This is a genomic window from Cupriavidus sp. GW821-FHT07C08 (assembly GCF_059419025.1).
Window position 1 is genome coordinate 232,427 of sequence record NZ_JBWKQZ010000006.1, and the last position, 22,287, is coordinate 254,713.

Annotated in this window: 22 protein-coding genes; 4 read left to right on the forward strand and 18 right to left on the reverse strand. The window is 67.2% G+C overall.

The window, feature by feature from the left end; all coding sequences use genetic code 11:
* The first annotated feature begins 40 nt into the window (after nucleotides 1-40).
* The gene (locus AC07UK_RS10780) at nucleotides 41-1,033 is read left to right on the forward strand and encodes a tripartite tricarboxylate transporter substrate binding protein (RefSeq protein WP_436224045.1); all 993 of its coding nucleotides are present in this window, start codon (nucleotides 41-43) and stop codon (nucleotides 1,031-1,033) included.
* A gap of 23 nt (nucleotides 1,034-1,056) precedes the next feature.
* Here AC07UK_RS10780 and AC07UK_RS10785 read toward each other — a convergent pair whose 3' ends face one another.
* From AC07UK_RS10785 to AC07UK_RS10795, 3 genes are all read right to left on the reverse strand, one after another.
* On the reverse strand, nucleotides 1,057-2,286 hold the full coding sequence (locus AC07UK_RS10785; protein ID WP_436224046.1) for an RtcB family protein: 1,230 nt from the start codon (nucleotides 2,284-2,286) through the stop codon (nucleotides 1,057-1,059).
* A gap of 75 nt (nucleotides 2,287-2,361) precedes the next feature.
* Nucleotides 2,362-3,327, reverse strand: a complete 966-nt coding sequence (locus AC07UK_RS10790; RefSeq protein WP_436224047.1) for a threo-3-hydroxy-L-aspartate ammonia-lyase — start codon at nucleotides 3,325-3,327, stop codon at nucleotides 2,362-2,364.
* A gap of 78 nt (nucleotides 3,328-3,405) precedes the next feature.
* Nucleotides 3,406-5,040, reverse strand: coding sequence for a methyl-accepting chemotaxis protein (locus AC07UK_RS10795; RefSeq protein WP_436224048.1), 1,635 nt, complete (start codon nucleotides 5,038-5,040; stop codon nucleotides 3,406-3,408).
* 398 nt (nucleotides 5,041-5,438) lie between these two features.
* On the opposite strand from AC07UK_RS10795, the gene AC07UK_RS10800 reads away from it, so the two are divergent.
* Genes AC07UK_RS10800 through AC07UK_RS10810 form a run of 3 tightly spaced genes read left to right on the forward strand, consistent with a single transcriptional unit; the run spans nucleotide 5,439 to nucleotide 8,502 of the window.
* Nucleotides 5,439-7,139, forward strand: coding sequence for a serine hydrolase (locus AC07UK_RS10800; protein ID WP_494685673.1), 1,701 nt, complete (start codon nucleotides 5,439-5,441; stop codon nucleotides 7,137-7,139).
* A gap of 41 nt (nucleotides 7,140-7,180) precedes the next feature.
* Complete coding sequence (locus AC07UK_RS10805) at nucleotides 7,181-7,732, forward strand: cysteine hydrolase family protein (protein WP_494685674.1); 552 nt, start codon at nucleotides 7,181-7,183, stop codon at nucleotides 7,730-7,732.
* 26 nt (nucleotides 7,733-7,758) lie between these two features.
* On the forward strand, nucleotides 7,759-8,502 hold the full coding sequence (locus tag AC07UK_RS10810; RefSeq protein WP_436224051.1) for a class I SAM-dependent methyltransferase: 744 nt from the start codon (nucleotides 7,759-7,761) through the stop codon (nucleotides 8,500-8,502).
* Between the two features lie 16 nt (nucleotides 8,503-8,518).
* On the opposite strand, the gene dmpG is transcribed toward AC07UK_RS10810, so the two are convergent.
* The 15 genes from dmpG to poxR form a co-directional block, all read right to left on the reverse strand.
* Complete coding sequence (gene dmpG / locus AC07UK_RS10815) at nucleotides 8,519-9,583, reverse strand: 4-hydroxy-2-oxovalerate aldolase (RefSeq protein WP_436224052.1); 1,065 nt, start codon at nucleotides 9,581-9,583, stop codon at nucleotides 8,519-8,521.
* A 17-nt stretch (nucleotides 9,584-9,600) separates the two neighbouring features.
* Nucleotides 9,601-10,545 (reverse strand): acetaldehyde dehydrogenase (acetylating), encoded by a 945-nt coding sequence (locus tag AC07UK_RS10820; RefSeq protein WP_114133911.1) that lies wholly within the window; start codon nucleotides 10,543-10,545, stop codon nucleotides 9,601-9,603.
* A 40-nt stretch (nucleotides 10,546-10,585) separates the two neighbouring features.
* Entirely contained in the window at nucleotides 10,586-10,804 is a 219-nt protein-coding gene (thmT, locus tag AC07UK_RS10825) for a 2-hydroxymuconate tautomerase (RefSeq protein ID WP_494685695.1), read from the reverse strand.
* Entirely contained in the window at nucleotides 10,801-11,589 is a 789-nt protein-coding gene (gene dmpH, locus AC07UK_RS10830; RefSeq protein ID WP_494685675.1) for a 2-oxo-3-hexenedioate decarboxylase, read from the reverse strand. Before dmpH ends, thmT begins: the two co-directional genes overlap by 4 nt.
* Before the next feature lie 36 nt (nucleotides 11,590-11,625).
* Nucleotides 11,626-12,408: a 2-oxopent-4-enoate hydratase gene (gene dmpE / locus AC07UK_RS10835; protein WP_494685676.1), complete on the reverse strand. Its 783-nt coding sequence runs from the start codon at nucleotides 12,406-12,408 to the stop codon at nucleotides 11,626-11,628.
* Between the two features lie 9 nt (nucleotides 12,409-12,417).
* Nucleotides 12,418-13,872 (reverse strand): 2-hydroxymuconic semialdehyde dehydrogenase, encoded by a 1,455-nt coding sequence (locus AC07UK_RS10840; protein ID WP_494685677.1) that lies wholly within the window; start codon nucleotides 13,870-13,872, stop codon nucleotides 12,418-12,420.
* A gap of 116 nt (nucleotides 13,873-13,988) precedes the next feature.
* Nucleotides 13,989-14,924 (reverse strand): catechol 2,3-dioxygenase, encoded by a 936-nt coding sequence (locus AC07UK_RS10845; protein WP_436224056.1) that lies wholly within the window; start codon nucleotides 14,922-14,924, stop codon nucleotides 13,989-13,991.
* A 71-nt stretch (nucleotides 14,925-14,995) separates the two neighbouring features.
* Nucleotides 14,996-15,319 (reverse strand): 2Fe-2S iron-sulfur cluster binding domain-containing protein, encoded by a 324-nt coding sequence (locus AC07UK_RS10850; RefSeq protein ID WP_436224057.1) that lies wholly within the window; start codon nucleotides 15,317-15,319, stop codon nucleotides 14,996-14,998.
* A gap of 11 nt (nucleotides 15,320-15,330) precedes the next feature.
* Nucleotides 15,331-16,398, reverse strand: coding sequence for an NADH:ubiquinone reductase (Na(+)-transporting) subunit F (locus AC07UK_RS10855; protein ID WP_494685678.1), 1,068 nt, complete (start codon nucleotides 16,396-16,398; stop codon nucleotides 15,331-15,333).
* Between the two features lie 37 nt (nucleotides 16,399-16,435).
* Nucleotides 16,436-16,795 (reverse strand): phenol hydroxylase subunit P4, encoded by a 360-nt coding sequence (locus tag AC07UK_RS10860; RefSeq protein ID WP_436224059.1) that lies wholly within the window; start codon nucleotides 16,793-16,795, stop codon nucleotides 16,436-16,438.
* Between the two features lie 41 nt (nucleotides 16,796-16,836).
* Nucleotides 16,837-18,375: an aromatic/alkene/methane monooxygenase hydroxylase/oxygenase subunit alpha gene (locus AC07UK_RS10865; protein ID WP_494685679.1), complete on the reverse strand. Its 1,539-nt coding sequence runs from the start codon at nucleotides 18,373-18,375 to the stop codon at nucleotides 16,837-16,839.
* 35 nt (nucleotides 18,376-18,410) lie between these two features.
* A complete protein-coding gene (locus AC07UK_RS10870; RefSeq protein WP_010810419.1) occupies nucleotides 18,411-18,692 on the reverse strand; it encodes an MmoB/DmpM family protein in 282 nt (93 codons plus the stop codon).
* Nucleotides 18,693-18,724: 32 nt separating this feature from the next.
* Nucleotides 18,725-19,720, reverse strand: a complete 996-nt coding sequence (locus AC07UK_RS10875; RefSeq protein WP_494685680.1) for an aromatic/alkene monooxygenase hydroxylase subunit beta — start codon at nucleotides 19,718-19,720, stop codon at nucleotides 18,725-18,727.
* A 50-nt stretch (nucleotides 19,721-19,770) separates the two neighbouring features.
* Nucleotides 19,771-19,995, reverse strand: coding sequence for a phenol hydroxylase subunit (locus AC07UK_RS10880; RefSeq protein ID WP_436224062.1), 225 nt, complete (start codon nucleotides 19,993-19,995; stop codon nucleotides 19,771-19,773).
* Nucleotides 19,996-20,495: 500 nt separating this feature from the next.
* Nucleotides 20,496-22,217, reverse strand: coding sequence for a phenol degradation transcriptional regulator PoxR (gene poxR / locus AC07UK_RS10885; protein WP_436224063.1), 1,722 nt, complete (start codon nucleotides 22,215-22,217; stop codon nucleotides 20,496-20,498).
* Nucleotides 22,218-22,287 lie beyond the last annotated feature (70 nt).

A 22,287-nucleotide genomic window follows, 5' to 3' on the forward strand; every position in this document is an offset into this window, starting at 1 on the left:
GCTTTTCCGCTTCCTTCACCCTAACCGACGAGGCATATCAATGAGACCCCTATCCGTCGTCAGAAGTCTGGCATCGCTCCTGTTTGTCGCAGGCAGCCTGGGCACCCTGCCCGGGCGCGCCGAAGCCAATATCGCCAGTACCTTCCCGCAAAAACCGATCCGCGTGGTGGTGACGTTCCCGGCCGGAGGGGGAACCGATTCCCTTGCGCGCCTGATCGGGAATGACCTCAGCAAGTCGCTGGGGCAGCCCGTGGTCGTCGACAACCGGCCCGGCGCCAGCGGCAATATTGGCGCCGAGTTCGTCGCCAAGAGCCCTGCCGACGGCTATACGCTGCTCATCGTCAACAGCAGCTTTGCCATCAACCCGAGCGTCTTCAAGAAGCTGCAGTTCAATCCCAAGTCCGATTTCAGCGCCGTCATCACCTTCGCGTCGGTGCCATCGGTGATCGCCGTGCCATCGCATTCAAAGATCCGCACCTTCAGCGACCTGCTGGCGGCCGGCAGGAGCGGCTCACCCCCCAGCTACGCGTCGTGCGGCAACGGCACCCCGCAGCATCTGGCCGGCGAATTACTGAAGGTCTCGGCAAAGATGGATATGCTGCACGTGCCGTACAAGGGTTGCGCCCCCGCCATCGCCGACGTGCTCGGCAACCAGGCCGATGTCAGCGTCAACACGCTGACCAACACCATCCCCTACCTGAAAAGCAACAAGCTGCGCGCGCTGGCCGTCACCTCGAAGGCGCGCTCGCCGTTTCTGCCCGACGTACCCACCGTGAGCGAGCTTGGCGTGGCCGGCTATGACGTCGACCAGTGGTTCGGCATCCTCGCCCCGGCAAATACGCCGCCCGAGATCGTGCAAAGGCTGAACACGGAAATCGCCAGGGCCATCGCCAAGCCCGAGATCAAGGCATCGCTGACGCAGCTCGGCTTTGCCACGACGACAAGCACGCCCGCTGAATTCCAGAAGCTGGTGAGTTCCGACATCGATCGCTGGCAGAAATTCGCGACGAAAATCAATCTGCTCGTCGACTGACCCACCCTGGGGCACCGGCCCACTCACCCCTTCACGCACACCACCTGCCGCAACGTGTGCACGATCTCCACCAGGTCAGCCTGCGCCGCCATTACCGCATCGATGTCCTTGTACGCCATCGGGATCTCGTCGATCACGGCGGCGTCCTTGCGGCATTCGACTCCCTCGGTCGCATGCACCTGGTCGGCCACGGTAAAGCGGCGCTTGGCCTCGCTACGGCTCATGGTGCGGCCCGCACCGTGGCTGCATGAGCAGAACGACTCCGGGTTGCCCTTGCCGCGCACGATGAACGAGCGCGCGCCCATCGATCCCGGGATGATGCCCAACTCGCCCACGCGCGCACTGACCGCGCCCTTGCGCGTGACCAGCACCTCGGCGCCGAAGTGGTGTTCCTTCTGCACGTAGTTGTGATGGCAGTTGACCGCCTCCAGCCGCGCCTGGAACGGCCTGCGCAGCACGCGCTGCGCCGCTGCCAGCACCGCCTCCATCATCAGTTCGCGGTTGCGGCGCGCGTAGGCCTGGGCCCACGACACGGCGAAGATGTAGTCCTCATAATGCTCGGAGCCTTCGACCAGGTAGGCCAGGTCGCGGTCCGGCAGGTTGGCGAGGTGCTTGCGCATGTCCTGCTGCGCCAGAGAAATGAAGGTCGTGCCGATGGCATTGCCGACGCCGCGCGAGCCGCTGTGCAGCATGAACCAGACTGACTGGGCCTCGTCCAGGCACACCTCGATAAAGTGGTTGCCGGTGCCGAGCGTGCCCAGGTGATTGCGATGGTTGGTGCGCGCCAGGTGCGGATACTTGTCGGTGATGCGACGAAAGCCCGGCGCCATTTCGGCCCATGCCGCATCAACGGGCGCCGGGGCCGAGCCCCAGGCACCCTGGTCGCGCCGCCCGCCTTGCGCGGTGCGCCCGTGCGGCACGGCATGCTCGATCGCGCTGCGCAGCGGCCCGAGGTTGTCGGGCAGGTCAGCGGCGGTGAGCGAGGTCTTCACGGCCATCATGCCGCAGCCGATGTCCACGCCCACCGCGGCGGGAATCACCGCGCCCACGGTCGGGATCACCGAGCCGATGGTCGAGCCCTTGCCCAGATGTACATCCGGCATCACCGCGAGATGGCGGAAGATAAACGGCATCCGCGCCGTGTTCAGCAGTTGCTCGCGGGCAGCGCTTTCCAGCGGGACGCCGCGCGTCCACAGCTTGACCGGCTTGCCGGCGCCGGTGTCCAGCACGTCATAGTGGCGCTTGTCCGTCATGGCCACCCCTGGCATTGTCGTCGCGGATTACAGGTTAGACGGCCGGGACCAGTCCAGGATTCCCGGCCGCCCAACTCAACCCAGCAGGAAGCTGCCAAAGGCGCCCAGGTCGACATTGCCGCCCGAGATGATGACCCCCACGCGCTTGCCCTTCACATCCAGCTTGCCGTGCAGCACCGCTGCGGCAGCCAGGCAGCCGGTGGGCTCGACCACGATCTTCATGCGCCCGGCGAAGAACTTCATGGTGTCGACCAGTTCGGCATCCGACACCGTGGCGATGTCCGTCACCAGTTCGCGGATCACGGCAAAGGTGTGGTTGCCCAGGAACGGCGTCTGCGCGCCATCGGCGATGGTGCGCGGGGTTTCGATGCGGACGATTTCACCGCTGCGCAGGCTGCGCTGGCCATCGTTGCCGGCCTCGGGTTCGACGCCGTACACGGCGCAGCCGGGCGACATCGCCTGGGCCGCCACCGCGCAGCCCGACAGCAGCCCGCCGCCGCCCAGGCACACCACCAGCATGTCCAGCGGGCCGGTTTCCTCGAACAGCTCCTTGGCGGCCGTGCCCTGCCCCGCCATCACATGCGGATGGTCATACGGCGGGATCAGCGTCATGCCGCGCTCGGCGGCGATGCGCCGGCCCAACGCTTCGCGGTCGTCCTGGTAGCGGTCGTACAGCACCACTTCGGCGCCATAGCCGCGCGTGGCTTCGATCTTGATCGCGGGGGCGTCCTGCGGCATCACGATCACCGCCTGCACGCCCAGCAACCGGGCCGACAGCGCGATCGCCTGGGCATGGTTGCCGGAAGAGAACGCCAGCACGCCGCCCGCCTTCTGCTGCGGCGTGAACTGGGCGATGGCGTTGTAGGCGCCGCGGAACTTGAAGGCGCCGATGCGCTGGAAGTTCTCGGCCTTGAAGAACAGCTGCGCGCCGGTGGCCGCGTCCGCGGTGGCGGACGTCAGCACCGGGGTGCGGTGGGCCGCCGCGCGGATACGTTCGTGGGCGGCGGCGACGTCGTCGAAGGAGATAGGCAGGGCGGTCATGGCGGTGGCAAGGAGGCTGGGACCGGCCAGTTTACCCGCCCCGGGGCCATCTTGCAGCCACGCCGCCCCGGCGTGGCGCTATGCCGCGGCCAGCCTGTGCGCCGCGCGCCGCTGCGAGGCCAGCGTATCGGCACCCAGGTGCGAGGCGCCGCCTTCGCCCGGCAGGCGGAAGAACGCCACCACCTCAGTGAGTTCGCGGCCCTGCTCCTCCAGCGCGCGCGACGCGTTGGCAGCTTCGTTCACCAGCGACGCGTTCTGCTGCGTCACCTGGTCGATCTGCACGATGGCCTGGTTGACCTGCTCGATGCCGCGGGTCTGTTCGGCGGACGCCGTGGCAATCTCTTCCACGATGCCGGTCACGCGCGCCACCGCCTGGGTCACCTCGGCCATGGTCTGGCCCGCCTCTGCCGCCAGCGACGCACCGTCGTGCACCTGGCGTCCCGACGCCTCGATCAGGTCCTTGATCTCCTTGGCCGCACTCGATGAGCGCTGCGCCAGGCCGCGCACCTCGCTGGCCACCACGGCGAAGCCGCGGCCCTGCTCACCGGCACGCGCAGCCTCCACCGCCGCGTTCAGCGCCAGGATGTTGGTCTGGAAGGCAATGCCTTCGATGATGCCGGTAATCTCGGCGATCTTGGATGAACTGGCACTGATGTCCTGCATCGTGCCGACCACGCGCTGCACCGTGGCGCTGCCGCGCTGCGCCACGTCGGCCGCGCTGCGCGCCAGCTCGCTGGCCTGGCGGGCGTTGTCGGTATTCAGGCGCACGGTCTCGGTCAGCTCTTCCATGCTCGCCGCGGTTTCTTCCAGCGACGCCGCCTGTTGCTCGGTGCGGCTGCTCAGGTCAGCGTTGCCGCGCGCGATCTCGCTGGTGCTCACGGCAATATTGCCGCTGCCTGCACGCACCTGGGTGACGGTGGCGGTGAGGCGCTCGTTCATGTCGCGCAGCGCGGCAAGCAGGCGACCGGTCTCGTCATCGCGATCCACCTCGATACGTGCGCCCAGGTCGCCGCTGGCCACGGTGCCGGCCACCTCCACGGCGCGCTGGATCGGCCGAGTGATGGCACGCGTGACCAGCAAGCCGCCAACGACAGCGATCGCTGCCGATACCAGGGAAATCAGGATCAGCAGGTTGCGCTGGCGCTCATAGTCCGCCTCCAGCCTGCGCTCCATCTCCTTCTGGCGCGTCTTGGTGAACTCCGCATAGGCGTCGGTCGCCTTGACCAGCGCCGCCAGCAGCGGACGGCATTGCTTGTCGATACGGGAAACGGCTTCCTCGATCTTGCGCTCCACCGCCAGGCCGACGATGCCGGTGGCAACCGGGCCGTACTGGGCCTCGACCTTCGCCACCTCCTCCACCAGCTTGCGCGCCTCGTCGCTGATGCCGGGCTGGCGCACCATCTCATTGAGCCGCGCCAGGCGGGCATGCACGTCCTGATGCGCGCGCAAGGCATCGGCCTTCTCGCGCTCCAGTTCCGCCGCATCGGTCACCAGCACCAGGTTGCGCGCCGCGATGGCACGCCGGTCCACCGCGCTGCGCACTTGCGCGGCCATGTCCGCGCGGGCATTGAGCCCGTTCAGGTAGTCATTGAAACCTGCCGTCGCATCGCCGAGCGCATGCAGCGAATACGCGGACACCACCAGCACCATGCCCGCCAGCGTGCCGAACCCGGCCAGCAGCCGCGTGCGGATAGACAGACTCCTGAAATTCATGATCACTCCCCTTACCGTCCAATAAGACGTATGCGCTTCTTTTGCTTTGAATCCAACCCTGCATGCCCGACTGCTGCATGCAACACTGCGCGCCCGTTCCTGCTGGTCGGCTCGGCGTCCGCGATCCGGCCGGGGTACTTTGCCCTGGCGACTTTCTGGCGTATCCGTGCTCTTTATTGCGCTGGCTCTAACGGACGCGACGGGCCGAACTGATCCCTACGAGAGAGGGGCATGCCCTGGCCAGAAGGGGGAATGGTTGCCTGGAGTGCGCCAACAATCACAAATATGCCAGTGACAACGCTGGAGATGTCGCGAACCAGGCACAGTCACTTCGAGCAAGCGGCGACTGCGTCGCCAGGACATGGCAGCATACGGAGCCCATACCCCAGGAACGCCTCATGCTGAACGGATTCGATGCACTGGTCGAAGAGTCGATGGCCGATTGGGAGATCCCCGGGCTTGCGCTGGCCGTGATCCGCGACGGCGAGCCCGTCCTGATGCGGGGCTACGGGGTCCGTGACAGCGCCGGATCTGCACCGGTGACAACCGCCACGCAGTTCATGCTGTGCTCGATCACCAAGTCCTTCACCGCCGCCGGCCTGGGCCTGCTGGTGGACGAGCGCAAGCTGAACTGGACCACGCCCGTGCGCGACCTCATCCCGGGATTCCGGCTGCACGATGCCGTCACCACCGAGCGCATCACGGTGCGCGACCTGCTCTGCCACCACAGCGGCATGCCGCGCCACGACTGGCTCCATACACCGGGCGACCTTGATACCAGCGAGCTGCTGGCACGGCTGCGCCACCTGGCGCCCAGCCGTGACCTGCGCGAACGCTGGCAGTACCAGAACCTTGGCTACGTAATCGCCGGCCATGTGGCCGAGCGCCTCAGCGGCCAGCGCTGGGAGGACTTCACCGGGGAGCGCCTGCTGCGGCCGCTGGGCTTCTCACGCTTCGGTTTCTCCGCCGAGGCCCTGGCCGCCGCTCCCGACCACGCGCACCCGCATACGATGGTTGGCGACGAACGCCTGCGAGCCAGCCTGTCGTCCATTGTGAAGCCGGCCGGTGGCCTCGCCACCTCGGTAGAGGACCTGGCGAAATGGATGCGCTGCCTGCTGGATGAAGGCAAGGTTGGCGGGCGTGCGCTGCTATCGCCGGCGATCGTGCGCGACATGATGACGCCGGGCGTGCATATCGGCATGTCGGAGTTCCCGGAGGTCGGCGATCAGCATTACGGCCTTGGCCTCAAGGTCGAGCAATACCGTGGCGAGCGCACGGTCTCGCACTCCGGCAGCTGGCTGGGCTGGGCGGCGCTGATGACGCTGATGCCATCCAGGCGCATCGGCATTGCGGTGCTGACCAACCGGGCACCCAGCGCGGTGACCGCGCTGCTGACCTATGCGGCTCTGGACCAGTTGTGCGGGCATCCGCCCATCGACTGGTTTACCTGCATGCAGGCCCGGCGCCACGAAATGCTCGCACAACTGCAGATCAACCAGGCGGCACGGCAAGCGCAGCAGCATACCGGCACCAGCCCCAGCCATCCGCTGCACGATTACGCAGGCGACTACTCGCACCCCGCTTACGGGCAAGTCACCATCGGTGCGGATGGCGATGGACTCTCCTGGCGCTGGCGCGGCATGTCCGGCCAGCTCGCCCATCGTCACTACGATGTGTTCAGCACGGCCGAAAAGCCCGCCGAAATCCATCCCGACAACCTGGCCCTCACCTTCCTCTACAACCGGGAAGGCACCATCGACCGCATTGCGGCACCGCTGGAGCCGCTGGTCGACGATATTGTCTTCCACCGCATGGCAAGCGGCGACGCGACCACGGCCGCCTTCCGCGCGCGCTGCGCCGGCGAGTACCGGCACAGCGTGCAGCGCATCGAAGTCGCGCTGGATGCGGCCGGGCACCTGCTCATGACCATCACGGGGCAACCCCGCTACCACCTGCTGCCGTCCGAGGGCCAGACCTTCGAGATCGCGGAGCTGCCCGGCTGGCGCATGGAGTTTCGCGCGCCGGCGCAAGAGGCCGTGGACGCACTGAAGCTGTTCCAGCCGAACGGGACGTTCCTGGCATTGCGGGTGCAGCCGTAGCGCCGGCAAGCTACAGTCGACCACCTTCACGGGAGCACAACATGAATTGCGCACTGATCATCATCGATTTCCAGGCCGGCCTGGTCGATTCGGCACCGTTGCCAGGCGATGTCGCCGCGGTTGCCACCAATATCAACACCCTGAGCACACGGGCCCGTCAGGCAGCCGTGCCGGTCATCTTCATCCAGCATGAGAATGAGGACGCCCTGCGGCAAGGTTCACCGGCATGGCAACTGTCCGCTGAGCTTCAGGTCGAACCGGGTGACTACCGGATCGGCAAGCGCACCCCTGACAGCTTCCTGCGCACTGAACTCCAGACGGTCCTTGCTGGACATGATGTGAAGCATGTGGTCGTGTGCGGCTATGCCACCGAGTTCTGCGTTGACACCACCGTGCGCCGCGCGGCGGCGAATGGCTACGCTGTGACCATCGCCGCGGACGCGCACACGACGCACGACAAGCCGCACGCCGAGGCAGCGCGCATTCGCGAGCATCACAATGCGACGTTGTCGAATATCCGGAGCTTCGGGCCGAAGATTGCCGCGGTGAGCACGGATGCGATCGATTTTCGCTCGCTGGCGCGGCCAGGTTGACGTCAAGCTGCGGACATTCCAGACCCATGACCCAGAACATCTACGACAATCCCGATTTCTTCGCCGGCTACAGCCAGTTGCAGCGCTCCCGCCAGGGGCTGGACGGGGCCCCGGAATGGCCGGCGCTGCGGGCGCAGCTGCCGGCCATGGAAGGGTTGCGCGTAGTCGACCTTGGTTGCGGTTATGGCTGGTTCTGCCGCTGGGCGGCGGCCGAGGGCGCGGCCGAGGTGCTTGGCCTCGACGTTTCCGAACGCATGCTGGAGCGCGCACGCAGCATGGAACTGCCGGCAACGGTCGGCTACCGGCTGGCCGACCTGGAGACGTTGGCGTTGCCGCCCGCCAGCTTCGACGTGGCCTACAGTTCGCTGGCCTTCCACTACATCTGGGACCTGCCGCGCCTGTTTGCAGGCCTTCGCGCGGCGCTGGTGCCCGGCGGCTGGCTGGTGTTCTCGATTGAGCATCCTGTGTTCATGGCATCGCGCCAGGCAGGCTGGCAGGTCGGTGCGGACGGCCGTCCAGTCTGGCCGGTGGACAGCTACCAGTCAGAGGGGCGCCGCGACACGGACTGGCTGGGCAGCCGCTTGGTCAAGTATCACCGGACACTCGGCACCACGCTCAACGCGCTGATCCGCGCAGGGTTCTCCGTTGCGCACGTGGAGGAATGGGGACCGACTGACGCGCAGGTTGCCGCGCAGCCGGCCCTGGCCATGGAGCGTGAGCGGCCAATGCTGGCGATCGTTGCGGCGCGGGCCGCGCCGGCGTCACCCTGACCGCGCCTGCCGACGGTCAGGCCACCGCCGCCGACGACACGCCCTGCCCCGCCTGCGCACTGCGCCGCGCCAGCAAGTCCAGCGCCACATCCACGATCATGTCTTCCTGCCCGCCCACCATGCGCCGCCGGCCCAGCTCGACCAGGATGTCGACCGTGCCCAGGCCGTAGCGCGCCGCGGCGGCCTCGGCATGGCGCAGGAAGCTGGAATAGACCCCGGCGTAGCCCAGCGCCAGGGTCTCGCGGTCGACGCGCACCGGGCGGTCCTGCAGCGGGCGCACGATGTCGTCGGCGGCATCCATCAGTGTGTAGAGGTCGCAGCCGTGCTGCCAGCCCAGGCGTTCGGCGGCGGCGATAAAGACTTCCAGCGGGGCGTTGCCGGCGCCGGCGCCCATGCCGGCCAGGCTGGCGTCGACGCGGTCGCAGCCCTCTTCCACCGCGACGATGGAATTGGCCACACCCAGGCTCAGGTTGTGATGGGCGTGCATGCCCGTCTGGGTTTCCGGCTTGAGCACGTCCTTGAAGGCGCGGAAGCGCTCGCGCACGTCCTGCATGCCCAGCGCGCCGCCGGAATCGACCACATAGACGCACTGGGCGCCGTAGCTTTCCATCAGCTTCGCCTGCTGCGCCAGCGCCGCGGGCGTGGTCATGTGGCTCATCATCAGGAAGCCGACGGTGTCCATGCCGAGTTCGCGCGCATATTCGATGTGCTGGCGCGAGACATCGGCTTCGGTGCAGTGCGTGGCCACGCGCACCACGCGCGCGCCGGCATCATAGGCGGCGCGCAGGTCGTGCACGGTGCCCACGCCCGGCAGAAGCAGCGTGGCCACGCGGGCACGGCGCACGGTCTCGGCCACGGCGGCGATCCATTCCAGGTCGGTATGGGCACCAAAGCCGTAGTTGAAGCTGGAGCCCGACAGCCCGTCGCCATGCGCGACCTCGATCGAATCCACGCGCGCGGCGTCGAGCGCGGCCGCGATGCGGCGCACGTGGTCCAGGCTGTACTGGTGGCGGATGGCGTGGCTGCCGTCGCGCAGCGTCACGTCGGAGATGTAGAGCTTCTTGGTAAGTTGTACGGTCATGTTTGTCTCCCTGCGGCTCATGCGGACAGCCGGGTCTCGGCCAGGCGCTCGGCGCAGGCCAGCGCGGCGCTGGTCATGATGTCGAGGTTGCCGGCATAGGCCGGCAGGTAGTGGGCGGCGCCCTCCACTTCCAGGAAGATCGAGGTCTTGAGCCCGCTCATCGGTCCCAGGCCGGGGATATTCAATGGCGCCGACGCAGCGATACGCTCGAACTGCACGCGCTGCTTGAGCCGGTAACCCGGTACGTAGCCCTGCACTGCCTGCGCCATCGCTTCGACGCTCGCCGCGATTTCCGCTTCATCACCGTCCTCCGACAATGTGAAGACCGTGTCGCGCATCATCAGCGGCGGTTCCGCCGGGTTGAGCACGATGATGGCCTTGCCGCGCGCGGCGCCGCCCACTGAGCACAGCGCCTGGCTGGTGGTCTCGGTGAACTCATCGATATTGGCGCGCGTGCCGGGCCCGGCCGACCTGCTCGAGATCGACGCCACGATCTCGGCGTAGTGCACGTTGGCCACGCGCGACACCGCCGCCACCATGGGAATGGTGGCCTGGCCGCCGCAGGTGACCATATTGATGTTGGGGGCGTCCAGGTGCTGGTCCAGGTTGACCACGGGCACCACGTACGGGCCGATCGACGCCGGCGTCAGGTCGATCACGCGCACGCCGTGCTGCTGCAGCACGCGGTTGTGGTGCGCATGGGCGCCGGCCGAGGTGGCATCGAAGGCGATGCGGATATCGCCGAAGCCCGGCATGCCGACCAGCCCGTCGATACCCTCGGCCGTGGTCGGCACGCCCAGGCGCGCGGCGCGGGCCAGCCCGTCCGACGCGGCATCGATGCCCACCATGGCGCCCATCTCCAGGTTCCGGCCGTGGCGCATCACCTTGATCATCAGGTCGGTGCCGATATTGCCGGACCCGATGATGGCCACCTTGTGGCGGCCGCTTGCTTTCATGTCCATGTCGTTGTCCTTTTCACTAGTGGACTTGGGTGCAACCGCTTCAGCGGCCCAGTTCCTTGGCGGTCTTGCCGCCGATGCCGAACTGCGCCTTCGGCACCTCGGTGATCATCACGCGCACGGTTTCCACCGGCGCGCCCACCGCTTCGACCGCGGCATCGGTGAGCGCGCGGATCAGGCGCGCCTTCTGTTCGTCGGTACGGCCTTCAATCAGGAAGACCTGCATGATTGGCATGGTGTGTCTCCTTGATGCGCGGTTCAGGTGAAGCGCATCGATACGCTGCCCAGGTGCTGGTAGCGAACGGTGATGTTGTCGCCGGCCGCCACCGCGATGGCCTCGGTCACGCCGCCGGTCATGATGAACGTGCCCGCCGGCAGCTCGCGCCCGCGCGCGCCCAGCATGTTGGCCAGCATGGCGACGCTGTTGGCCGGATGCCCCAGCACCGCCGCGCCGGCCGCGGTGGCCACCACCTCGCCGTTCTTTTCCAGCACCACGCCCAGGTTCTTCAGGTCCAGCCCCTCGGCGCCGCGGTGCGTGCCGCCCACGACGAAGCGCGCCGACGAGGTGTTGTCGGCAATCACGCTCTTCAGGTCGAAGCGGAAGTTCTCGTAGCGCGAGTCAATCACCTCCACCGCCGGCACTACGAAATCGGTGGCTGCCAGCACGTCGCCGATATGGCAGCCCGGCCCCCTGAGCGGGGCCTTCAGCACGAAGGCGATCTCGGCCTCCACCTTGGGGTGGATCAGCGTGCCGGTATCGATGGCGGCGCCGTCCATGCAGGCGCCATAGTCGGTGAGGAAGCCGTACACCGGATCGCTCACGCCCATCTGGCGCATCTTGGCGAACGAAGTCAGGCCCATCTTGAGCCCGGCGATACGGGTGCCGCGCGCCTCCTTGCGCGCGCGGATGGCGTCCTGGATGGCGTAGGCGTCGTCCCAGTCCATGTCCGGGTATTCGTCGGTGATCTTGCGCACCGCCTTGCGCTGCAGCTCGGCGTTCTCCAGGTGCTCGGCGAGCCGGGCAATGGTGTCTTGTGTCAGGTTCATGGGTTGTCCTGCGCTGAATTGAAAAAGGGGTCGGGCTCAGACGAAGCGCACGCCGGCCGAGCCGATGCCGCCCAGGCTGATGCGCAGCTGGTCGCCTGCGGTTACGGGCACCATCGCGGCAAGAGAGCCGGACAGGATCACCTCGCCCCGCTTCAGGCCAATGCCCAGCCGGCCAAGCGTATTGGCCAGCCACGCCACCGCATTGACGGGATGCCCGAGCGCGGCCGCGCCGGCGCCGGTGGCGACGATCTCGCCGTTTTTCTCCAGCGTCATGCCGACCGTGCCCAGGTCCACGTTGCGCGGGTCCACCGCGGCGTCGCCCAGCACGAACACGCCTGACGATGCGTTGTCAGCCACCGTGTCCTGGATGCGGATCTTCCAGTCGCGGATGCGCGAATCGACGATCTCGAAGCAAGGCAGCACGTAGGCGGTAGCGCGCAGCACGTCGGCATTGGTCACGCCCGGCCCTTCCAGGTCTTCCTTCAGCACGAAGGCGATTTCGCCTTCGGCCTTGGGCGCGATCAGGGTGTCAGCGGGAATCGCCGCGCCGTCGGGGTAGACCATGCCGGACAGCAGGTGGCCAAAGTCGGGCTGGCGCACGTCCAGCATGTCCATCACCACGCGGCTGGTCACGCCGATCTTCTTGCCGACCACGCGCTCACCGGCGTCGAGCCGGTGCTGCACCATCGCCAGCTGGATGCGGTAGGCATCGTCGATGGTCAGCTCCGGCCGCGATTCGGTCAGCGGCGCCACCGGGCGACGGAAGACCAGCGCCTGGTGCAGGCCGGCGCCGATTTCAAGGATAAGTTCGCTATGCATGATGGGACCTCACAGGCGGACGCAGACGTTGCGCAGCTCGGTGTAGAACTCGAGCGAATGGACACCGCCCTCGCGGCCGATGCCGGACTGCCTGGCGCCGCCAAAGGCGGTGCGCAGGTCGCGCAGGAACCAGGCATTGATCCAGCAGATGCCAACGTCCAGCGCGCTGCCCATGCGGTGCGCGGTGCCGAGGTCGCCGGTCCAGACCGTGGCGGCCAGGCCGTACGGGGTGTCGTTGGCCAGCGCGATGACTTCCTCTTCGGTGTCGAACGGGGCGATATGGCAGCAGGGCCCGAAGATCTCCTCGCGGATCACGGCGGCGCTTTCCGGCAGGCCGGTCCAGATGGTGGGCTGCACCCAGGCGCCTTCGGCCAGCGCCCCCGGCATCTGCGGCACGCCGCCCCCGGTGACCACGGTGGCGCCGGCCTCGGCGGCTTTGCGGTAGTAGGACAGCACCTTGTCGCGATGCTCGTGCGACACCAGCGGGCCCATGTTCACGCCGGTCTCCGTGGGCCGCCCCAGCTTCAGGCCCTCGGCCTTCGCCTTCAGCGCGGCAACAAAGCGCTCGAAGATCGGCCGCTGCACGTAGACACGCTCGGTGCCCAGGCACACCTGCCCGCTGTTCTCGAACGCCGAGCGCGTGATGCCGGCCACGGCCTTGTCGAAGTCCGCATCGGCGAACATGATGCCCGCGTTCTTGCCGCCCAGCTCGAACGACACCGGCCGCACGCCATTGGCCGCGGCCTTCATGATGGCCTCGCCGGTGCGGGTCTCGCCGGTGAAGGTGATGCCGTTGACCTGTGGGTGCGCGGTCAGGAACGCGCCAGCCGAATCCGGGCCAAAGCCATGCACCACGTTGTAGACGCCGGGCGGCACGCCGGCCTCGTTCATCACCTCGCCCAGCAGCGTCGCGGTGGCGGGGGTCTCCTCCGAGGGCTTGACCACCACCGTATTGCCGCAGGCCAGCGCCGGCCCGACCTTCCACGTCATCAGCAGCAGTGGCAGGTTCCACGGGCACACCACGCCGATCACGCCGCGCGGGCTGCGCACCGCATAGTTGATGGCCTTGCCGCCGTCGGGCGTGTCCGTGGCAAAGCTTTCGGTCGGCACGTTGCGGATCAGGTCGGCAAAGACCTTGAAGTTGGCCGCGCCGCGCGGGATGTCGATATGGCTGGCCAGCCCGAAGGGCTTGCCGGTATCGGCGATCTCTGCCTGCACGAATTCGTCGAAGCGGCGGTTGATGCCGTCGGCCACCGCGTGCAGCAGCTCGACCCGCTGCGCCACCGTCATGCGGCCCCACGGCCCCTGCAGCGCACGGCGCGCGGCCTGCACCGCGGCGTCGACCTCGGCCTGGCCGGCCTCGTGCACGTGGCCGATCAGGCTGTTGTCGGCCGGGTTGCGGTTCTCGAAGGTCCGCGCGGTGCCGACCCACTCGCCGTTGATGAAGTTCTTGAAGTCTTTCATATTGGTTCTCTGGTGTTGAAGCAATCGCGCACTGCGATCCTCCGCTCATCGATTGGGTGCTCCCTCTCCCGCTTGCGGGAGAGGGGAGCAAACCAGCGGGAGGCGAGCGTTCTCGCTCAGGTCAGCACATTCAAGAACGCCTCGTTCAGCTTCCTGTCGTGATAGAAGATCGCGCGCCCCAGCTCGTTGTCGGTCCAGGTGATGGTGGGCTTGTCCGGGTAGTGGATATAGCCGCCGGAGAACACCTCGTTGCGGTTGCCGGAGGGATCGAAGAAGTAGATCGTCGCGCCGCGCGTGATGCCGTGGCGGGTCGGACCGATGTCGAGCGACACATCCTTCTTGGAGATGATGTCGGCCGCCTTCAGCACCTCGCTCCAGTTATCAAGCAGGAACGAGGCATGGTGGAAGCGGTTCTTCTCCGGGTGGCGGATAAAGGCGATGTCGTGCGCCTTGTTCGAGCAGGTCAGGAAGGCGCCGATCAGCATCTCGCCGTCGGGGCCGGCCACGACCTGCTCGGCCAGAGAAAAGCCCAGCACGTCGCGGAACAGCCTGACGGTGCCGTCGACATCATCGCCATACAGCAGGCAGTGGTCGAAGCGGCTGGGCGCCATGCCGCGCAGGTCGTCCGGCCAGGGGTCGGGGTTGAGGTCGCCGGTCCTGCAGCCGGGCTTGTCCTTGTCGGCGAACAGTTCGATGGCATGGCCGGTGGGGATGGTGAAGCGAAAGCGCACGCCGGTATGCGGGTGCTCGCCCGCGGCGATCCACTGGCAGTCGGTGGCCAGGCCGGATTGCTCCACCTCCTGCGCCAGCCGCTCCAGCGTGTGGCCGCTGTCGACGCGGAAGCCCATGTAGTCCATGCCCGGGCTGTCGGCCTCGCGCAGCACCACGCTGTGGTGGTCGTGCTCGTCCCATGCCTTCAGGAACACCCGGCCCTGCGCATCGCGCGCGGTTTCGATCAAGCCGAGTACCTCGGTGTAGTGTTTCAGCGCCGGTTCCAGCTCCAGCACGCGCAGGGCTACGTGCCCCGGTCGCAATACGCCTGTCAATGCCATAATGGGTCTCCTGGTGTGGTGGGGTGGCGTTGTGTGGGTGCCACCTTCCTTGCTTGTGCTTCGTTCGCTTGCTACCGGCCCTGCTCGCGCCGCCGCTGCTTTTCCAGGCAGCGCTGCAGCAGGGCTACCGGCCGCAGGCGGATGTCGCTGTCCGGAAAGGTCTTGCAGGCCAGCACCAGCCCGTCGCGCTGCTCCGCTTCGGTCAGGCAGGCGCGGCTCATCTTGCCGGCGTGGTAGTCGCCGGCCTCGATGCGGACCTTGCACACGCCGCAGCCGCCGCCGCGGCAGCCGGCGGGGATGCCGCGCTGGCCCAGCACCTCCATGGCCCGCAGCAGGTTCTGCTCCGGCGCGCAGGGGTAGCGCAGCCCGCTGCCGGCGATCTCGACGGTATGCATGGCCGGCCTCCTCAGATCTTGAACAGCGGACTGCGCGCGCTGTTCTGCGCATCGGCCGCGGACAGGAACTTCTCGGTGTGGATATCCGCCTCGAACAGCCGGCCCTGCATCAGCGTGCGGATGCAGGCCTCGATCATCGGCGGCGGCCCGCACAGGTAGGCCTTGTGGCCGCGGAAGTCGGCATTGCCGTCCTGCGCGTAGAGCTGCTGCAGCACGTCATGCACGTAGCCGCGCGCGCCGCTCCAGCCGCTGTCGGCGGGTTCGTCCGACAGCGCGGGCACGTAGCGGAAGTTGGGGTGGGCCCGCGCCAGCGCCTGGAACTCGGCGTCGTAGTACAGCTCGCCGCGGTTGCGCGCGCCCTGCACCAGCGTGATCGGCAGGGTCTCGCCGGCGGCCAGCAGGTCCAGGATCATCGCGCGCGGGCTGGACAGGCCGGAGCCGCCCGCCAGGAACAGCATCGGCACCTGCGCCGACTTGCGCACGAAGAAGCGGCCATAGGGCGCTGAGAACGACAGTTCGTCGCCGACCGCCAGCTGGTCGTGCAGATAGCCGGTGGCCTGCCCGTCCGGCACGCGCCGCACGTGCAGTTCGACCAGGTCGTCGCCGGGCGCGTTGGCCAGCGAGAACGCGCGCGGCTGGTCGCAGCCCGGCACGGTCAGGTTGACGTACTGACCGGCCTGGAATGCCGTGCGTCCGCCATCCTTCACACGCAGCCAGATGCCCAGGATGGTGGGCGTCAGGGCGCGCGTCTCGACAACTTCGGCGCGATAGTCGGTCAGCGGCAGGCCCAGCGCATCGGCGTCTTCCTCGATGTCGGCCTCGATCACCAGGTCCGACTGTGCGGTCGCGCAGCAGGCCAGGCACTGGCCGTTGTCGCGCTCGAAATCCATCAGCGCGAAGCTGGAGGCCTCGCCCTGCTCGACCTCGCCGTCGACCACCTGCACCTTGCAGGTGGCGCACAGGCCGTGGCAACAGGCATGAGGCAGCCACACGCCGTTGCGCAGGCAGGCGTCCAGCACGGTCTGCCCGGGAGCGATGGGGATGGTCTGCCCGATCGGTTCAATGGTCAGCGAATACATCTTGGTCTCCTTCCGGTGGTGCGTTCGCCCGTGCGCCTCAGCTGTGGCTGCCGCCGATGCCGTCCAGCCCCGGCGTGCGGAAGCGGATCACGTCCTTGTGGCCCAGGCCGTTCTCTTCCAGCGAGCGGTCCAGGTCGGGCTGCCAGGGCTGGCAGCCGCGCAGCCACTGCACCTGGCCCCAGTCGATGCGGGCAAAGTCGGGGTGGTAGCCGTAGACGCCGGGCAGCACCTTGTCCACCACGTCGCGCAGCGGCATCGACGGCGGGAACGGTAAGCAATGCGGGGCGCAGAACAGCAGGTGGCCGTCCCAGCCGATATAGAGCAGGCGGTTGCCGTGGAACACGGCCTCGCGGTCGGCCGCCTCGAAGGCGTAGTCGCCGATGGATACGACGGGCATGGTTGTCTCCTTGTGTTTTGACGGGGCCGCTTCAGGCGGCCTCAAGCGGCATCTGCGGCATCTGCGGCATCTGCGGCAGGCCCGATGCCCTTCCACGCGTTCCAGTTGCGCTGGTCCTGCGAGCCCTCGAAGTCCAGGTTGTCAGCGCCCGGGTTCAGCCGGTACCACTTGAGCACGTCCTCCAGCGTGGCGCCGCCGCAGTTGCCCTGGTAGATCTGGTGCACCGGCAGCCAGGCCTGCGCGTACTTGGCGGGTTCGTCGTCGAAGATGTCCTTGCAGCCGTCCGAGCAGAAGTGGAACTTCATGCCGTGGTAGCTGCTTTCGCGGTAGCAGGTCTGGGTCGGGTCGTCCGGCTCCGAGAACACCATCGGGATCTGGCAGGTCTGGCACAGCATCGGCAGCGTGGCGTTGTAGAAGCGGTCGCCGGCCTGCTGGCGCTCCTGCCAGTGGTCCAGGCGCGGCTTGTAGTAGCGCTCGAAGGTCTGCGGGTACTTCTCGGCCAGCCACGCCATCTCGTCCGCCTTGGGCACCCAGGTGTGGAAGCCGGCCGCGCCCGCGTAGTTGTAGAAGGTGGCCCAGGCCTCGTGCGTGATGCGGTCCTTGGTCTTGGTGGCCACTTCGTGGTACTTGGGCATGCGCAGGCCGTAGCGCTCCAGGTCCTTGAACAGCGCCCCGCCCGCCTGCTCGAAGTACATCTCCCAGGCCTCGGCCCACGACATCACGCGCTTGGGCAGCATGTAGTCCATCATCATGCCGACCAGCGTGAGCAGGCGGAAGCCGCGCCAGAACCACTTGTCCAGCCACTTCTGCAGGATCGGGATATTGCCGGGGTCCTGCTCGCACAGGAACTTGACCACTTCCAGGCCCAGCGTCATGTGGCGCGACTCGTCGGACTGCGCGGAGAAGCCGAAGGTCACCGTGGCCATGTCGCCGTTGTAGGCGGCGCCCGACATGAACGGCATGAACAGCAGGTTGGTCAGCACATACTCGAACGAGAACGAGATCGCGGTGATGAACTCAAACGGCCCCGCGCTCATCGCGTCCTCGAAGTAGGACTTGGGCACCGACAGGTACCAGACCCGGTCGTGCATGTGGCGCCATTCGCCAAAGCCGTGGAAGTACTTGTTGTAGACCGACAGCGTGTGCAGCTGGGTCTGGGCGTGACGCAGTTCGTCGACCGACTGCATCTGCGCCGCCACGCGCGCGCCGGCGCCGCGGAAATGCCGGCCCAGGTGCGCGTAGCCGCGGTGGGCGGCGTATTCCAGTGGCGTCACGCCGGTCAGGAACAGCCGCAGCGCGTTCAGGTAGCGCGGATCGGATACGTTCAGGTGGCCGTTGTTCTGCACGAACGAGTCGATGATCGCGTACAGCTTGCGCTCTTTCTCCGACTGGTATTTCCAGTAGGCATCCATGGTCATGCGGAACGGGTCTTCCCATTTGTCCCAGTCGTGGATGCGGATGCCCTCGTACTTGTCGAACGGGAAGACCTTGTCCATCGGCTCGTAGGTCGTTTCCCAGGCCAGGTCCCGCGTCATCGAGGCGTACTTCTCGCGCAGGTTGAGCTTCTTGCGTGCGTCCATGATGTCTCCGTGATGTTCTCTATGCCGCTGCGGTATCAGGCGTTCCAGCGCAGCGTGAAGGCGTCTTCGTCTTCGTCGATGTTTCCGCACAGCGAGATCAGGTTCAGGTGGATCTCCTGCAGGTCCCAGTCGCGGCCTAGCTTGCCGGCCACCAGTTCGCGCACGATGGTCAGGTGGCCGGGGGCGTCGATCTTGACCATGGCGGGAAACTGCGACACCACCGCATGCGGGTTGGCCTCGGTGATGGCGTCGATGATGGGTCGGGTGTCGTCGTTGTTCTGCAGGGCGATGTAGACGTTGGCAGCGGTGGCTGACATGGCGTGTCTCCGTGGGATTCGTTGTGGGCGGATCAGGCAGCCAGGCCGAGCTTGCCCAGGCGGACTTCGAACTGCTCGCGGCACAGCGCCACCATCTGCGCGCCGTCCTCGCCGGTGAGCGCATCGGCCACCGGCACCAGCGCCTGCGCCACCTCGGCGCAGGCGGCGCGCGCCCAGCCAGACAGCAGCACGCGGTTGGCATCGGACTCGGCCGCGGCGGCCTGGATCACGGCATCGACCCAGCGTGCGTGCTCGTCGCGCCAGTCGTTCATGAATTCGGTCAGCACCGCCAGCCCGGTGCCGCAGGCGCGCGCGATCACCGCGTCGGCATGCTGGTAGACCAGCGGGTAGAGCAGCCCGTCGAGCACCAGGTTCTGGGCGACGAAGGTTTCGAACCAGTCCTCGGTGACAAAGGTGTGCTCGACAAAGCGGCGCAGCGGCTGCCACGCGGCACTCTCCAGCCACGCCATCCTGGCTCGCTCCAGTGCCACGCCGGTATTGCCGTCCAGCAGCATGCCGATACGCGACAGGTATTGGGCGATGCCCAGGCGGTCCATCGCGCAATAGGTGCAGGCCTGCGTGATGGCCGTGCCCCAGCCATAGTCGGCGCAGTAGAAGTTGTTCATGTTGGCGCCCCACTCCACATGGCGCAGCGGCAGCAGGCCGGTGGCCAGGCGTTCCTGCCATTCGGCCGGCAGCGCCTGCAGCAGCCCGCGCTTCTCGACGAAGGCAAAGCTCTTCTCGGTTGCATCCTGCTGGCGCGCGCGCGCGGTAACGTAGGCGCCGTAGTAGAACTGGCGCGGGTCCTTCAGCGCGTACCAGTCCTGCATCACGATCGCCGTGCGGCGCTTGTCATACAGCTCAAATCCGGGGTCCCAGGTGGGGCGGTAGTGGAAGTTCACCTCCGACTGCACGTCGTAGGTCGCCTCCTGGTAGCGCGACGCCGGCTTGTCGCCGAAGCGGCGCGCGACATGGCCGTAGGTCTGGCGCAGCGGCTGGATCTGCTGGGTCTTGATATCGACTTGCATCGCTTGGTCTCCTGTATCCCTTCTCTCTTTGTGATGCGGTGGCTGCGGCGTCAGTCGTCGGCTTGCGGCTGCGGCGCGGCTTCCAGCGGGGGCAGGAAGCGCACGCGGTTGACGCAGCAGAAGGCTTCGAACATCGGCTCCGGCATGATCAGTTCGACGTTGAGCTCGGGGTCGGCCACGCTGAAGGCGAACTGCACAAACCCTTCGGGGGTGCGGCCGTCGACCCGCACATAGCGCGGCGTGGCTTCGAACAGGGGAACCGACGGGGTGTTCATGGCGCGCTCCTTTGCGTTGGCTGGACGCAGGCCTTACTGCGAAGACCGTGCCAGCGAGCGCGAAGCGTTGTGGGACAAGGTTTGCGGGGAATTGGCGGTGGCGAGCGTGCGCGTTAACCCGGAAAGGTCCGCACGAAACGCATCGATGAATTGATGAAGCTGCGCACAGGCCTTGATCAAATGATCAAAAGCCGCGCTGGGCGGGCGTTTGCGGGCAGCGAACCGATGCGGATGGGATTGCCCTGCGGCGCAGCAGCGTGCGTGGGCAACATAGGTGAGAAGACTTGATCTGACAGGGAAAAATCGCTGGCGCGGTGCAGCATCGGGCAACTTCGGGCCGATGCGCGGCCGGGAGGGGATGCATCAAATGATCAAGTGGGGAAGAAGGGAGGATTCGAGGCGCGTGATGACGCGATCGATGTTGATGACCACCGGCGCGCTCCCTCTCCCGCAAGCGGGAGAGGGAGCAAACCATCGGCATTTGAAGCCTGAAAGCGGCCTCAGTTGCCGTGGCCGTTGCCCCCACGCGTACCGCGCATCTTCCACCGATACGCCAGCTGCGGCCGCGTAATGCCCAGCAACCGCGCGGCCTGGCTCATATTGCCGTCGGCCCGCTGCATCGCCGCCTCCATCAGCACGGTCTCGACGTCGCCCAGCGCCAGCTGCTGCTCGGACATCTGGTCCAGGAGCGCATGGACCGCGGCTTCGCGCAGGTCTGGCAAGGTGCCGCCCGCCCCCAGCCGCGGCGCGGTATCCACCACCGGTGCCACGGTGCCCGGCAGGAACAGGTGGTCGGCGGTGATCTGGCCACCCTGGCTGGCCAGGATCACGCCGCGCTCGATCACGTTCTCCAGTTCGCGCACATTGCCGGGCCAGTCATAGTGGCGCAGCTCGGCCAGCGCGCGGTCGGTGATGCCGACGATGCGCTTGCCGTGGCGCGCGCCATAGCGGGCCACGAAGCGCTCGGCCAGCGGCCGGATATCGTCCAGGCGCTCGCGCAGCGGCGGGATCGTGACCGGGTAGACATTGAGGCGGTAGTACAGGTCTTTGCGGAAGGTGCCCTGCTTCACCGCTTCGGCCAGGTCGACATTGGTGGCGGCCACCAGCCGCACATCCACCTTGCGCGTGCCGGTGCCACCCACGCGCTCGACCTCGCCTTCCTGCAGCACGCGCAGCAGCTTGGACTGGGCCGAGGCGGACAGCTCGCCCAGCTCGTCCAGGAACAGGGTGCCGCCGTGCGCACGCTCGAAGCGCCCGGGGCGCGACTGGCTGGCGCCGGTGAAGGCGCCCTTTTCCACGCCGAACAGCTCGGACTCGATCAGCTCGTCGGGAATCGCCGCGCAGTTCACGGCAATGAAGGGCTTGTCGGCACGCCCGCTCACGCTGTGCAATGCCTGCGCGAACCGCTCCTTGCCCACGCCGGTCTCGCCCAGCAGCAGCACCGTCACGTTGCTGGCCGCGGCGCGCTGCAGCAGGCTCCAGGCGGCGCGAAAGCCTGGCGAGGTGCCGACCAGGTCGGCCGGCGTGGCCGGGGTGCCCTGCAGCGCGCGCAGGTGCTCGACCTCGCTCTGCAGGGCGATGATGGTCTCGATTACGGGATCGGGCTGGTACAGCGCCAGTGCCTGCGCGCCGTCTTCCCAGGCTTCCACCGGCTTGCCGATGATGCGGCAGTGCGGGTGCCCGCAGGCGATGCACTCGACCTCGCGGTACAGGATGGTGCGCCCCATCAGCGCCGAGGTGTAGCCGGTGGCGTAGCCGATCTGCATCCAGCAGGCAGGCTCGTCGACGATGCCGAACAGCTGGCGGTGGACGTCGCCCTCGAAGGAGTCTTCCCACAGGAATTCGCCATCGTAGATGCCGGCGGCGATATCGATGTCGACCTTGACCGGCGTGACCCGCACCACCCCCTCGATGGTATGCAGGCAGGGCCCGATCTCCAGCTGGCCGAAGTCGCTGTGGCCGGCGCGCAGCTTGCGCGCGACCTCCGCATCGCGCATGCCCGAATGGAAGCCCATGCGGGTGAACAGGCCGCGCGCGCGCTCCATGCCCAGGGTGTCCACCAGTTCCTTGCGCAGGGCGCCCAGGGCGGCGGTATGGATCAGGATCATGCGCTGCTCGTCCAGCCAGATCGCGCCCTCCTCCATGGCAAAGCGCAGGCGGCGGGCAAGATCGGCCAGGCCATCGCGCATGGTGGCCGAGAACTTGTCGGTTGAACTGCTCATTGTCTCCCCTCAGTGCCGGCGGGTGATCCGCTCGAGTGTGCCTTTCGGCTGGCATCTTACGCACATTATG

Excerpts from the sequence above, each read along its gene's own strand:
- AC07UK_RS10840 (WP_494685677.1), bottom strand. The coding sequence starts at position 13,872 with ATGAAAGACTTCAAGAACTTCATCAACGGCGAGTGGGTCGGCACCGCG.
- AC07UK_RS10845 (WP_436224056.1), bottom strand. The coding sequence starts at position 14,924 with ATGGCATTGACAGGCGTATTGCGACCGGGGCACGTAGCCCTGCGCGTG.
- AC07UK_RS10785 (WP_436224046.1), bottom strand. The coding sequence starts at position 2,286 with ATGACGGACAAGCGCCACTATGACGTGCTGGACACCGGCGCCGGCAAG.
- dmpE (WP_494685676.1), bottom strand. The coding sequence starts at position 12,408 with ATGCATAGCGAACTTATCCTTGAAATCGGCGCCGGCCTGCACCAGGCG.
- AC07UK_RS10880 (WP_436224062.1), bottom strand. The coding sequence starts at position 19,995 with ATGAACACCCCGTCGGTTCCCCTGTTCGAAGCCACGCCGCGCTATGTG.
- AC07UK_RS10805 (WP_494685674.1), top strand. The coding sequence starts at position 7,181 with ATGAATTGCGCACTGATCATCATCGATTTCCAGGCCGGCCTGGTCGAT.
- AC07UK_RS10780 (WP_436224045.1), top strand. The coding sequence starts at position 41 with ATGAGACCCCTATCCGTCGTCAGAAGTCTGGCATCGCTCCTGTTTGTC.
- dmpH (WP_494685675.1), bottom strand. The coding sequence starts at position 11,589 with ATGAACCTGACACAAGACACCATTGCCCGGCTCGCCGAGCACCTGGAG.
- AC07UK_RS10855 (WP_494685678.1), bottom strand. The coding sequence starts at position 16,398 with ATGTATTCGCTGACCATTGAACCGATCGGGCAGACCATCCCCATCGCT.
- AC07UK_RS10850 (WP_436224057.1), bottom strand. The coding sequence starts at position 15,319 with ATGCATACCGTCGAGATCGCCGGCAGCGGGCTGCGCTACCCCTGCGCG.
- AC07UK_RS10810 (WP_436224051.1), top strand. The coding sequence starts at position 7,759 with ATGACCCAGAACATCTACGACAATCCCGATTTCTTCGCCGGCTACAGC.
- AC07UK_RS10800 (WP_494685673.1), top strand. The coding sequence starts at position 5,439 with ATGCTGAACGGATTCGATGCACTGGTCGAAGAGTCGATGGCCGATTGG.
- AC07UK_RS10820 (WP_114133911.1), bottom strand. The coding sequence starts at position 10,545 with ATGGACATGAAAGCAAGCGGCCGCCACAAGGTGGCCATCATCGGGTCC.
- AC07UK_RS10795 (WP_436224048.1), bottom strand. The coding sequence starts at position 5,040 with ATGAATTTCAGGAGTCTGTCTATCCGCACGCGGCTGCTGGCCGGGTTC.
- AC07UK_RS10865 (WP_494685679.1), bottom strand. The coding sequence starts at position 18,375 with ATGGACGCACGCAAGAAGCTCAACCTGCGCGAGAAGTACGCCTCGATG.
- AC07UK_RS10870 (WP_010810419.1), bottom strand. The coding sequence starts at position 18,692 with ATGTCAGCCACCGCTGCCAACGTCTACATCGCCCTGCAGAACAACGAC.
- AC07UK_RS10860 (WP_436224059.1), bottom strand. The coding sequence starts at position 16,795 with ATGCCCGTCGTATCCATCGGCGACTACGCCTTCGAGGCGGCCGACCGC.
- AC07UK_RS10790 (WP_436224047.1), bottom strand. The coding sequence starts at position 3,327 with ATGACCGCCCTGCCTATCTCCTTCGACGACGTCGCCGCCGCCCACGAA.
- AC07UK_RS10875 (WP_494685680.1), bottom strand. The coding sequence starts at position 19,720 with ATGCAAGTCGATATCAAGACCCAGCAGATCCAGCCGCTGCGCCAGACC.
- dmpG (WP_436224052.1), bottom strand. The coding sequence starts at position 9,583 with ATGACCGTACAACTTACCAAGAAGCTCTACATCTCCGACGTGACGCTG.
- poxR (WP_436224063.1), bottom strand. The coding sequence starts at position 22,217 with ATGAGCAGTTCAACCGACAAGTTCTCGGCCACCATGCGCGATGGCCTG.